The sequence below is a fragment of the Vibrio sp. L5-1 genome (assembly GCF_021728315.1).
Lineage (GTDB): Bacteria > Pseudomonadota > Gammaproteobacteria > Enterobacterales > Vibrionaceae > Vibrio > Vibrio splendidus_K.
Genome location: NZ_JAKKCQ010000005.1, coordinates 1 through 11,682 on the forward strand (window position 1 = coordinate 1; position 11,682 = coordinate 11,682).

Below are 11,682 nucleotides of genomic sequence, written 5' to 3' on the forward strand. Positions count from 1 at the left end.
CTAAAGGGTTGTCGTAGACTACGACGTTGATAGGCAGGGTGTGTAAGTGCTGCGAGGCATTGAGCTAACCTGTACTAATTGCCCGTGAGGCTTAACCATACAACACCCAAGGGGTTTTGTGGACTCAGAAGTACCAGACCTTGAATGAGTTTGAAGAGAAACTTTTATAGCTCTATTAAATAGAGAAGCAGCTTTCCGAATTTTAAAATTTGCTTGGCGACCATAGCATTGTGGACCCACCTGATTCCATGCCGAACTCAGAAGTGAAACACAATAGCGCCGATGGTAGTGTGGGGCTTCCCCATGTGAGAGTAGGACATCGCCAGGCTTTAATTGTATTTTCAGTTTTAAAAACTGAAAATAAAACTAAAAGCAGCGTACAAGTAAGACTGATTTTAGTAACAATTTGTTGGAGGGATGGCTGAGTGGTCGAAAGCACCGGTCTTGAAAACCGGCAACCGTTAATAGCGGTTCTAGGGTTCAAATCCCTATCCCTCCACCACCATTAGAAAGCCCGCTGAGAAATCAGCGGGCTTTTTTCTTATCTGTTTCAAATCATTATGTATCATCCAAATATTTACACACGCACTTAATTCACCCACGGATACTGTCAGAGTTTCCTAAATCATCTCATTAGGCTGTTTGCTAACAAGGTTAATGAAGTTCTTGAATAAGTAAAATTGAGCTGATATCTGCCTACACAGTGTTAAATAAGAGGTAATTTGATGTGAGGAGAAGGTTACTTACTAAGTAACCTTTTGGTATTCCGGATCTTCTGTACCAGTTGCCGACTTAGTCGATTTTTCTTATCTTAAACTCACTTGTTAGCACTGAGTCGTACTCCTTTCCGATGTACTCGGTATTGAAGATACTTTTATGTAGCTCTGTCTGTTCCGAATTGATTCCTGCCCATTGTGCAAATGTGTCTGAAAAGTCTCTCAAATTATATTTGACCGAATGTGTTTTTGTTTCTTGGGTATCGTCACTCATTGTTACAAACGGTACTTCTACTGCCTGCCTTGAAAAATGTGAGCCAGTACCATGAATTAGATACGGTGGAACGTTTACAGACGTTAGGCCATGATCAGAAAAATAAATGATTTTATATGTTTTATCATGCATCGTGAGTAAGTCTCTAAGCTTCTCTATAAAAGCCACGCCATAAGCTACTGATTTTGAATAGCATTCTAGGTATTTGTTATCTGAGGGTTTTAGTGAAATCTCCTCATCAAATCTCTTACAAAAGTCATAGTGTGACCCCATGGTATGAATGAAAATGACTTTCGGCTTATTAGTTTCTTCACGAATCGCCTTGCTCACTTCTGGTAAGAGAATGTTATCGGGTTCAGCTTTATCATAAGACGTATTTTTATAATATTGGTAATGTGCCCTACTCGCGATTGCGGATACTTGTGTCTCGTATTGTCCGATCTTAGCTTGATTTGATATCCAATAAGTTTTCATTCCAGCATCATTAGCAAGATCTATCACATTTAAGCCTTTGTCATGCCTGTTTACATCTAGGCTCTTGGATAATATTCGAGGAACTGAGAAGTATGTAACAACGGATGGGGAAATAACACCATTAAATATTTCTGCTCCTTTTATCTTTCCATTTTCTTCGTTATACGATGGGTAGTAATTTTTGCTCACAGATTCACCAATATTTACGACATAAATATCCTTTAATACTTTATTTGTATGAACATTCTCCCATTTTGAAGAGATTACAGATTTTCCCCCTTCAAGAAGAGATAGTTCATAATATAAAGAAATAGGTTTAATAACTGAAATTAACCCTAAAAAACTAAACCACACTTCATGATGGATTGTTTTTGAGTATTCTTCATTGAGGTATGTCGTATTTTTATTATTATGTAAGCTATAAAACTTGGTTACCAATATACTGGAAAATAATATCAACATAATTAATGAAAATGACTTACCAACCTTTCCTAAGGTAATGTGAAATGATAAAAAAACCAGAATGAAAAATACAATTATCTTTACATATGTTATGGCGCTAATACTTTTTATATGTTCAAGAGCTTCACCTCGATTAGACTCTAAAACCGATCCTAAGACACCTAAGTCTAAGCTTAGAGAGTTCAATCTTAAGTAGAAATCAAAAGTCATTATTACCGTGAGAAGAAGAAATACAAATCTATTACCGACAAATGCTATTATAGTTGCTATAAATAACATGTTTAAACTCAATATTGATAGGGTAAACCACAAATTATCATCAGCCCCAGTTCTCAACAGGTAAAATGTCATGATACTTAAAGGAATCAGAGTCTTAATATCAATATTTTGTCTAGTTCTCATATGTTTTTGGGTAGCTTTTGTTATCGGCCCTTCGATGAGTGTAGTCATTGATGTATGGAGAGGCAATGTAAAGGCATACCCAAATGAACATAATAACATCCTTAATATTATCGATAATTCTGGTGGTTTGATCGCACATGCCGGTGGGGGAATCAATGGATTTAAATATACAAACTCGTTAGAAGCGGTGGAGCAATCAATTGAACATGGTTTCAAGATGATAGAGTTAGATCTACTTATCTCATCGGATGGAAGGATTGTTGCTGTTCATGATTGGAAGACTTTTCACGAAATGACAAATTCTAATAATACTGGGTCTATTAGTTCTAAAGAATTTGAATCAAAGATAATTTATGATGAATATAAAACATTAAATATATCAACAGCTATTGATATTCTAGATGAAAATGGCGTGGTATTAGTTACGGATAAAATAAATAATCTTGCTTTGCTTTCAAAGTATATAATAGATAAAGATAAATCTATTATCGAAGTATTCAACACAGATCAATATAATGAAGCAATAGAGTTAGGTTTTAATAATGTCGCATTAAATATAGATCTAAATACACCATTTATTCTTGAGTGGATTGATTTAAATAAAATTAAGGCTGTGACGTATCGGGGTGATAACCTTAGCTCGCTTGGGAGTGAGTATCAGAAGGCGATAGAACTAAGCAACATGGGGGTTTCTGCCATGATTTATTCGACAAATGATTTAGACTTGGATGGTATTAAAGCTTCTGGAATCGGAAACTTTGCGTTATATGTCGACTTTGTTCTTCCATCAGATGAACTATAAGATTGCAGCTTATCTAAAAAGCAGAGCTTAATCGCTCTGCTTTGATGTCTAATTAAATGTTCTTTGGAGATTGCTTGGTTGATGAGCTCCCGAATTGCCTATTTGGCAAGCCTAGCCTCGACTTGCCCAAGTGCGCGTTGGTACATAAACCATGCACAGGTTCCGGCAAGTACATTCCCTACCATTGCGCCCCAGAACAGACCTTCAATACCAGCAAGCTGCGAGCCAACCCACAAGCAAGGCAAGAAGAAGGCGAACAGGCGTAGCGCTGAAATCGTTAATGCGGTGTAAGACTTGCCCAATGCGTTAGAGACAGAAACCATCAGCATACAGATTCCCAGTGGCCCTAAACTAATAGGCACGATCAGTAGGTGATAGTTCAAAATCGTCGAGACTTCGCTTTCACTAGTCATAAGGTTTGCTAGCCCACCAGAGAACAACCAAGTCACTAACGCTATCACCAACTGGAAACCCAATACGAACATCACTGCAATCTTAACGAGCTTACGTATGTTTTCGAGGTTGTTCTCTCCTAACATGCGTCCAATCATTGGTGGCATCGACATAGTCAGTGCTAACACGGCAACAATGGAGAAAAACTCAAAACGAGAACCCAAAGCCCAAGCTGCAACGGCTGCAGTCCCATAGCCAGCAAGTAGCTTGGTGGCGAACATTGATGAAACGGGTGGTAGCAATTGACTGATCATGGCAGGTCCCATGATGTTACCGATTGAACGAACACTTTTGCTGATGTCGAGATCGTGCCAGTCGAATGTCATCCAATGCTTTTTCGTAACTTTTGGAGCAACGATAAAGATACCCGCACCGAACGCCAAAATGGTCGCAATGGCTGCCCCATTGATGCCCATGTCGAAAGTGAAGATGAAAATCGGGTCCAATATCAAGTTGATGACACTGGTCGAGATCATCATTGATCCGGGCAGCATGGTATTACCATTGGCACGACAAACACTGTAGAAGAAGTAGAGTAGGGCTCCTGTCCAAGAGCTGATTAGCCAATAGATCCAATAAGAATCAATGATCGGTAATACCGTCGGTGGCGCATCCAACAACTGTAAAATTGGCCCCCGAAGCAGATAAATGATGACTGAGAAAAGCGCCACACTCACGCTGCCCATCGCAATTACTAATCCACCAAGCTGCTTAGCGTAGCGCGTTTCATTCGCGCCAATGGCTCTTGCAATTACCGCGGTTGTTGCGATTCCTAGCCCGACCTGAATACCAATGATGATCATCTGTATTGGAAGTGTAAAACCTTGAACAGCGAGCGGCAGCACGCCCAGTTGGCCAATAAAAGCACTGTCTACAAGCTGGAAGCTCATAAGGGAAAGCACCCCAAACAGCATTGGCCATGTCATTGTATAGAGTTGTCGGCCAAGAGAAGGCGAGGGAGTTGCGGTAGTAGAATTCATAACACTCTTATCGGTCTTGAAGTTAGGTTTGTGTTGGTGACAAACCTCTCAATGAAGAATTGCGTAAAGGATAACGTAAGGTCAGCCCGATACCAATAATTGTTCTTAGATCTATCGATATTACCTTTGCACAGTTTCATCGGTATGTGAGCATTGTGCGATGTAACTTTATGCGGTCGCTTATTGAAATTTAAGGTGTCGTATCTTGTTTCTGAGTTTTATATTGGCGGATTGGGTCTAAAGGTTTTCAAATCGATTATTTCTAAGGTTTCGCTTTATGCCGATAATTTGGTGCTGTGATACCAACCCAACCTTTGAAAGCACGGTTAAAGTTGCTCAAATCACTGTAACCAACTTGCCAACTGATCTCTTGCACTGAAAGATCGGTCTCTTCGAGTAGCTGTTTTGCTTTGGTTTCACGAACCTGTTCTTTGGCTTCTTTAAAAAGAATGCCTTTGCTCTTCAGGTTTCTCTGTAGCGTTCGTTTTGTCATGCCGAGCATGGTCGCAAACCATTCAATATTGAACCAAGGTAAAGTCGAATAAGTGTTTATCAGTGTCTTTACGGCTTGCTCCCAATCTTGGGTACTATTTTGTTCTGAGATAGCGCGATAGTCGTCGGGCAGTGGGATCGCAATCGCCCCATATTGTTGCTCAAACTGAATATCAGAATTAAAAAAGTGTTTAGGTAACTGACGCGCACCGTTGTTGGTAGAGACAAGCTTAGCGTGTGATGGTTGCCACTGGTCGTCTATAAACTTACGGCATAGGGTAATCACTGTAAGGGATCTAAACCATTCGGATTGTTCAAATCCAGAGGTTGATGGATGATAGCAACTGCGATGACATAGCCACCACAAGCCCTCTTTTTTCTCGGTCCATATCGTGACGTGGTTGTTCAAACTAGGCATTTCAGCGATCAAACAACGAATGGCTTGCTCTAACGAACTACATTTCTCTATCTCATGGTGTAGCTGTGGTGAAAGTTGTTCCAGAGAGGTTTTTCGCCCAACTTCAATACCAATCGAATAACCAAACTTACGCTCAAGTCGATGAATAAAGAGAATTAAATCTTGGGTAGGAAGCCATTGGTTAGATTGTGTTAGCTCAATTGGTAAACCGCACTCGATAGCGACACTGCGCCAGTCAAGCGATCTCTTATCACAATACGCAATGTACGGGGCAATATTACTGGTAGAGCTCAATAGTATGTTAGTTATGTTCGATGATGCTTTCATTGTTGTTAGTATTACCTATAAATGTCACCAAATGACCTAATTAAGTGTAGCGTAACTCCATATACTTCTTCTAACCCAAAGAGGAGAAGAACATGAAACTTACACCCATTGCCTTAATTATTTCATCACTCACGATTTCATCGCTTGCTGTGTCATCGACTGTATTTGCAGAAAACCCAGTAGAAGCCGCGCTTAAGATTGAAGGCGCGCAGGTTACTCTACCTGTAAAAGATGCTCTCCAATCTTTTACTCCTGGTTTCGTTGATTCAGCTCGTGAAAATTTCAATAATTTCCATTGGCAAATGGGTGGTGATCATAGTGTCTATTACAACATGCACATGAGTGAATTTATGCCGACCGCTCTTGCCGCTCCTAATGCGGAATATAAGCCACTGGTTAAAAATATCGATTCACGCCTTGCTAAATTAACCGTAAACACCGAAACCAAAGGTGAGCTGACAATGGAGCAATACCTAGCGGATGAGCAGTTCAGAACTCAAGGCTTCATGTTAATTCACAAGGGTGAGATCGTTTATCAGGCTTATCCCGGCATGAGCCCAACAGACACCCACGTTTGGGCCTCAACAGCGAAAACGACGGTAGGCGCAGTAGTCGCTATGCTGGTTGAAGAAGGTAAAGTCGATCCTGAACAGGACATTGCTCACTACGTTCCTGAACTCAAAGAGACTAACTGGGAGAGCATCACTGTCCATCAAGTGCTCAACATGTCGACTGCGTTAGACAACGAAGAAACGCTTGAATCGATATTGAATCCGGACTCTGACGTAGTACGTTTCTTTGCTGCGTCATTCAATTCACCAAGAGCAAAAACCGGTGAGATGGAAACATGGATGGACGTGGCTAAGGGCGCACAAAAGCTAGAGGGCGAGAAAGCAGGTGATCATTTCCGCTATGCCTCAATCAATACCATGGTTTTGACCAAACTAGTCGAAAACATTGAAAACAAGACTTGGACTGAGGTATTTGAAGACCGTGTTTGGTCTAAGGTACATGCTCGTCAGCCTATGCAGATCAACCTAACACCTGATGGAATGGGCATCGCGGTAGGTTTGGTTTCGACGACCTTAGAAGATATGGCACGTTGGGGAACGTTATTTACACCGAGCTGGAAAGCCGTTGCTGATGAGCCTGTGATTTCACAAGCAGTGATTGACCGCATTCATACTGGTGGCAACTCGAAAGGCTTCGTAGGTACTAGTAAAGAGAGCAGTTCAGTGCACGCTTTTAACGAAAAGGCTGACTACAACGCTTATCAATTCGACTATATCTTCAATGACGGTGCGATGTCGAAAAGTGGCAACCTTGGGCAGTTTATCTATATCGATCCAGAGCGTGATTTTGTAGGCGTGATGTTTTCAACCAACCCATACCACTCAGGTTTTGGTGAGAATAAAGGTCCAGCACTGATGCGCTCTGCAGCGAAACTACTTGCCGACAAGTAATCTACTTATAACCCAACAGGATGTTCCATGCTTCAAGGAGGAAGCAAACGACTTTCGAGATATATAATGAAAAAGTTTGCTCTATTGATCCCTTTGAGTTTAGGTTTAGCGCTGCCTGCACATGCAGGTTCAGAGTCCGAACGTGTTATCGACCCTGCTGATGTCACCAAAGTTTATACTCAAGCTGCATTGATGTTGAACGGTAGCTCAGATATCCAATTTCAGGGACAAGTTTCTGGCGGTTTAGAAAACGGTCAACAGTTTGCCCTACTGGCTGAAGGGACGTTTGTCGATGAAAGCAACACAGCGCTTCGCGATCCAGACAAATTCGGTACAGAGTATAGCAACTCTAGAATCCAGTACTTCCACGTCTTTGAAACGGGGACTAAAGCTACGCCTAAAGTGGGTCTTTCATTAGATTATATTAATACGCGCAACAGCATTAAAAATGACTTATTGTCGGTTGGCGGTGTTGTTGCGATTAATCCAGTTTATACCGGTGGATTTCTTGTATTTCCAAGAGCAGGGTTGATGACAGGTAGCATGGAGATCCCTGGTGTTACTTCATCTAAAGATGATTTAACGGGATACTCGCTTGGTTTGATTACCGCGAAGCATCTCGGTGACTCTGGCGCCTATGTGTCTTTAGTACCAGAGTGGCAGGATCTTTCTGGCGATGACATCGATATGCAGAACTTCTCTTTCAAAACATCGTTAAATGTACCGATGAACAGTGCAAGAACTTGGTGGTTGAATACGCGTTATGACATTACCAAAGCAGATGTTGATGTGAAAGGTGTGCCAATGTCGAATGATTGGCAAACCGAGGCTTGGATTGGTGTGAGATACTACTTCTAACCCCTTAATTTGCTAACATGCAAAGAACTTAAAAAAGCCAGTCATCGTGACTGGCTTTTGTCGTTTAGGTCTCGCACGAAGCGTTATTTATTTGCTACGTTACCAAGCTTCAACCACGTGTCGATAACCGTATCTGGGTTTAGTGAAACAGAGCTGATGCCTTGCTCCATTAACCATTCAGCTAGGTCATCATGGTCAGATGGGCCTTGGCCACAAATACCCACGTACTTACCCGCTTTAGCTGCTGCATCGATTGCCATTTTCAGCATCGCTTTCACCGCTGGGTTACGCTCATCGAATAAGTGTGCAACGTCACCTGAATCTCGGTCTAGGCCAAGTGTCAGCTGCGTCATGTCGTTCGAACCGATCGAGAAGCCATCGAAGTACTTCAAGAACTCATCAGCCAATATCGCATTCGATGGTAGCTCACACATCATGATGACTTTCAGACCTTGGTCGCCACGACGCAGGTTAAATTTAGCCAGAATGTCGATAACCGATGCCGCTTCGCTTGGAGTACGAACGAATGGAATCATGATTTCAACGTTCTTCAGTCCCATCTCGTTACGAACGCGTTTCAGCGCTTGAGTTTCAAGCTCGAAACAGTCTTCAAAGACTGGAGAGATGTAACGAGATGCACCACGGAAGCCCAGCATTGGATTCTCTTCATGTGGTTCAAACGTTTTACCGCCAACAAGGTTACTGTACTCGTTCGACTTAAAGTCAGACATACGTACGATTACACGCTTAGGCCAGAACGCAGAAGCGATGGTCGCGATGCCTTCCGTTAGCTTGCTTACGTAGAAATCGATAGGATCTTTATAACCACGAATGCGTTGGTTGATTTCTGCTTTGATCTCATCCGTTTGCTCATCGAAGTTCAGCAGAGCTTTAGGGTGAATACCAATCATCTTGTTGATGATGAATTCAAGACGAGCAAGGCCAACACCTTCGTTCGGGATCTGAGCGAAGTCGAAGGCACGATCTGGGTTGCCTACGTTCATCATGACTTTGGTTGGCAGCATTGGTAGCTCATCAACCTCAGAACGTTTGATTTCAAAGTCGAGTTCGCCATTGTAAACGTAGCCCGTTTCACCTTCTGAACATGACACTGTCACGATGTCGCCATCATTTAGGCTACTTGTCGCTATACCACAGCCAACAATGGCAGGAATACCGAGCTCACGAGCAATGATCGCTGCGTGACAAGTACGGCCGCCACGATTAGTCACAATCGCGGACGCTTTCTTCATCACAGGTTCCCAGTCTGGGTCTGTCATGTCTGTTACCAGTACGTCGCCTTCTTGAACCAATGACATTTGGTCTAGAGAGTCAACTAAGCGAACAGGGCCTGAACCGATGCGTTGACCGATAGCACGGCCTTCAACTAGTACATCTGCCTTGTTGTTTAGCTCGTAACGCTCGATAACGTTTTGGTCGCTTTGAGAACATACGGTTTCAGGACGAGCTTGAACGATGTAAAGCTTGCCGTCGATGCCATCTTTTGCCCACTCAATGTCCATCGGACGTTGGTAGTGCTTCTCGATGATCATCGCTTGTTTTGCTAGCTCTTTGATCTCTTCATCGTTCAATGAAAACTCGTTACGCTCTTGAGTATCGGTGTCGATGATATCAACTTGCTTGCCGATCTCTTGGTTGGTTGAGTAGATCATCTTGATCAACTTAGAACCAAATGTCTTTTTAACAACTGGGTAGTGACCCGCTTCTAGCATTGGCTTGTGAACGTAGAATTCGTCTGGGTTCACAGCGCCTTGTACAACCATTTCACCTAGACCCCAAGAAGAGGTGATGAATACCACTTGGTCGAAGCCTGACTCAGTATCAAGCGTGAACATCACACCTGAAGAGGCTTTGTCTGAGCGAACCATACGCTGGATACCCGCAGACAATGAAATGCCACGGTGATCAAAGCCTTGGTGTACTCGGTAAGAGATAGCACGGTCGTTAAACAGAGATGCGAACACGTGTTTAGTCGCTTCGATAACCGCATCGATCCCTTTCACGTTAAGGAAGGTTTCTTGTTGGCCTGCAAATGAAGCATCTGGAAGGTCTTCAGCTGTTGCCGATGAACGAACCGCAACAGACAATTCTTCGTTGCCTTCAATCAGTTCGCGGTAGTTATCACGGATGTCTTGCTCTAGTGATTCTGGGAATGGTGCGTCTAGAACCCATTGTCGAATCGTTGCACCTGTCTTACGCAGTGCGTCAACGTCTTCAACATCAAGTTCATCAAGAAGTTGGTGAATGCGCTCATCAAGACCTTTGTAGTCAAGAAAGTTGTTAAACGCATAAGATGTGGTAGCAAAACCATTAGGTACTGATACGCCAGCGTTGGCTAGGTTAGAAACCATCTCGCCAAGTGAAGCATTCTTACCGCCGACTTTGTCGACATCTTCCATGGAAAGGCCATTGAACCATAGGGTGTTATTTTGCATTTATTTCTCCAGAAACATAGCAAGTATTGTAGGGATTTAAAGGCAAACGATTACGTATCAGTTTAAAAAAATGTAAATTATTTTTAAAAGCTGTGGGGGACGTAATAGTCAGCAGGGTTTCGTTATATATATTATGGTTCCCATCCTACTCAAAATAATTTTAAACATTAAATAAAAAATGCAAATTGATATCCAAAGTCGTGATGTATTCTATGTTTCTGATGGAACGGCCATAACATGTGAGACTTTAGGGCATGTTGTTCTAGGTCAATTCCCATTCGAAGCCAATGAAAAAACCTTCCCGTTTGTCGAAAGTGAGGACAAACTTTCTGATTTATTAAAAGAGATCGAAATTTCGTATCGTGATACGGGCAACCACCCGTTGGTCTTTTTTTCGATTGTGATTCCAGACATCAAGCAGAAGCTCTTGGAGGCACCAGCGCATTGTTATGACGTGCTAGAGAGTATTGTGCAGAAAGTGCAAGACGATACCCAAATGGCCCCTGTGCCTAAGCTGCAGCGCTCACGTAGTGTTAATAAAGATTCAGTGAAGTACTTCGACCGTATTGCTGCGATTGAATACACGTTGGCTCATGATGATGGCATTACGCTGAAAGGGCTTGAAGAGGCGGATATCATCCTATTGGGTGTGTCTCGAAGCGGTAAGACACCGACAAGCTTGTATATGGCGATGCAGTTTGGCTTGCGCGTAGCGAACTACCCGTTCATTCATGATGACTTGGCGCGCTTGAAGCTGTTACCCGAATTTGAGATCTACCGACACAAACTGTTTGGTTTAACCATTGATGCGGAAAGGTTGACTGAAATTCGAGAGAACCGTTTAGCCGGAAGTGAATACGCGAGTGATTCGCAATGCTTGTATGAGTTGCAAACGGTAGAGTCGATGTTTCGCCGAGAAGCGATACCTTACATCAACACGTCTTCGTTATCGGTTGAAGAAATTTCAACGCGAATCTTGGAGCGAACAGGGTTGAGAAGGCGCTTGTTGTAGAAAAGACAATTGAGTCATAAAAATCGAAGCTCGTACGAACAATGTTTCGGGGAGCTTCGATTTTTCGTTTAGGCTCGTTGCTAACGACTAACG

General features: G+C 42.5%; 8 protein-coding genes, 1 tRNA gene and 2 rRNA genes. 7 read left to right on the plus strand and 4 right to left on the minus strand.

The window, feature by feature from the left end:
* From L3V35_RS17680 to L3V35_RS17690, 3 genes are all read left to right on the plus strand, one after another.
* Nucleotides 1–99, plus strand: a 23S ribosomal RNA gene (locus L3V35_RS17680); the annotation flags it as partial.
* A gap of 113 nt (nt 100–212) precedes the next feature.
* A 5S ribosomal RNA gene (gene rrf / locus L3V35_RS17685) occupies nt 213–328 on the plus strand.
* Between the two features lie 83 nt (nt 329–411).
* A tRNA-Ser gene (locus L3V35_RS17690) sits at nt 412–502 on the plus strand.
* A 290-nt stretch (nt 503–792) separates the two neighbouring features.
* Here the strand turns inward: L3V35_RS17690 and L3V35_RS17695 are convergent.
* On the minus strand, nt 793–2,205 hold the full coding sequence (locus L3V35_RS17695; RefSeq protein WP_237300359.1) for a phosphoethanolamine transferase: 1,413 nt from the start codon (nt 2,203–2,205) through the stop codon (nt 793–795).
* 70 nt (nt 2,206–2,275) lie between these two features.
* On the opposite strand from L3V35_RS17695, the gene L3V35_RS17700 reads away from it, so the two are divergent.
* On the plus strand, nt 2,276–3,130 hold the full coding sequence (locus tag L3V35_RS17700) for a glycerophosphodiester phosphodiesterase family protein (protein WP_346730176.1): 855 nt from the start codon (nt 2,276–2,278) through the stop codon (nt 3,128–3,130).
* 98 nt (nt 3,131–3,228) lie between these two features.
* Here L3V35_RS17700 and L3V35_RS17705 read toward each other — a convergent pair whose 3' ends face one another.
* Both L3V35_RS17705 and L3V35_RS17710 read right to left on the minus strand, forming a co-directional pair.
* Nucleotides 3,229–4,563: an MATE family efflux transporter gene (locus L3V35_RS17705; protein ID WP_237300361.1), complete on the minus strand. Its 1,335-nt coding sequence runs from the start codon at nt 4,561–4,563 to the stop codon at nt 3,229–3,231.
* 262 nt (nt 4,564–4,825) lie between these two features.
* Nucleotides 4,826–5,800 carry an AraC family transcriptional regulator gene (locus L3V35_RS17710; RefSeq protein ID WP_237300362.1) on the minus strand — a complete coding sequence of 325 codons (975 nt, stop codon included), beginning with the start codon at nt 5,798–5,800 and terminating at the stop codon, nt 4,826–4,828.
* A 92-nt stretch (nt 5,801–5,892) separates the two neighbouring features.
* On the opposite strand from L3V35_RS17710, the gene L3V35_RS17715 reads away from it, so the two are divergent.
* Both L3V35_RS17715 and L3V35_RS17720 read left to right on the plus strand, forming a co-directional pair.
* Entirely contained in the window at nt 5,893–7,263 is a 1,371-nt protein-coding gene (locus L3V35_RS17715) for a serine hydrolase domain-containing protein (RefSeq protein ID WP_237300363.1), read from the plus strand.
* Nucleotides 7,264–7,329: 66 nt separating this feature from the next.
* Nucleotides 7,330–8,121 (plus strand): hypothetical protein, encoded by a 792-nt coding sequence (locus L3V35_RS17720; protein ID WP_237300364.1) that lies wholly within the window; start codon nt 7,330–7,332, stop codon nt 8,119–8,121.
* Nucleotides 8,122–8,204: 83 nt separating this feature from the next.
* On the opposite strand, the gene ppsA is transcribed toward L3V35_RS17720, so the two are convergent.
* Nucleotides 8,205–10,577: a phosphoenolpyruvate synthase gene (gene ppsA, locus L3V35_RS17725; protein WP_237300365.1), complete on the minus strand. Its 2,373-nt coding sequence runs from the start codon at nt 10,575–10,577 to the stop codon at nt 8,205–8,207.
* A gap of 178 nt (nt 10,578–10,755) precedes the next feature.
* Between ppsA and L3V35_RS17730 the strand changes: the two genes are divergently transcribed.
* On the plus strand, nt 10,756–11,589 hold the full coding sequence (locus tag L3V35_RS17730) for a pyruvate, water dikinase regulatory protein (RefSeq protein WP_017069200.1): 834 nt from the start codon (nt 10,756–10,758) through the stop codon (nt 11,587–11,589).
* Nucleotides 11,590–11,682 lie beyond the last annotated feature (93 nt).

Excerpts from the sequence above, each read along its gene's own strand:
- L3V35_RS17695 (WP_237300359.1), bottom strand. The coding sequence starts at position 2,205 with ATGTTATTTATAGCAACTATAATAGCATTTGTCGGTAATAGATTTGTA.
- L3V35_RS17700 (WP_346730176.1), top strand. The coding sequence starts at position 2,276 with ATGATACTTAAAGGAATCAGAGTCTTAATATCAATATTTTGTCTAGTT.
- L3V35_RS17705 (WP_237300361.1), bottom strand. The coding sequence starts at position 4,563 with ATGAATTCTACTACCGCAACTCCCTCGCCTTCTCTTGGCCGACAACTC.
- L3V35_RS17710 (WP_237300362.1), bottom strand. The coding sequence starts at position 5,800 with ATGAAAGCATCATCGAACATAACTAACATACTATTGAGCTCTACCAGT.
- L3V35_RS17715 (WP_237300363.1), top strand. The coding sequence starts at position 5,893 with ATGAAACTTACACCCATTGCCTTAATTATTTCATCACTCACGATTTCA.
- L3V35_RS17720 (WP_237300364.1), top strand. The coding sequence starts at position 7,330 with ATGAAAAAGTTTGCTCTATTGATCCCTTTGAGTTTAGGTTTAGCGCTG.
- ppsA (WP_237300365.1), bottom strand. The coding sequence starts at position 10,577 with ATGCAAAATAACACCCTATGGTTCAATGGCCTTTCCATGGAAGATGTC.
- L3V35_RS17730 (WP_017069200.1), top strand. The coding sequence starts at position 10,756 with ATGCAAATTGATATCCAAAGTCGTGATGTATTCTATGTTTCTGATGGA.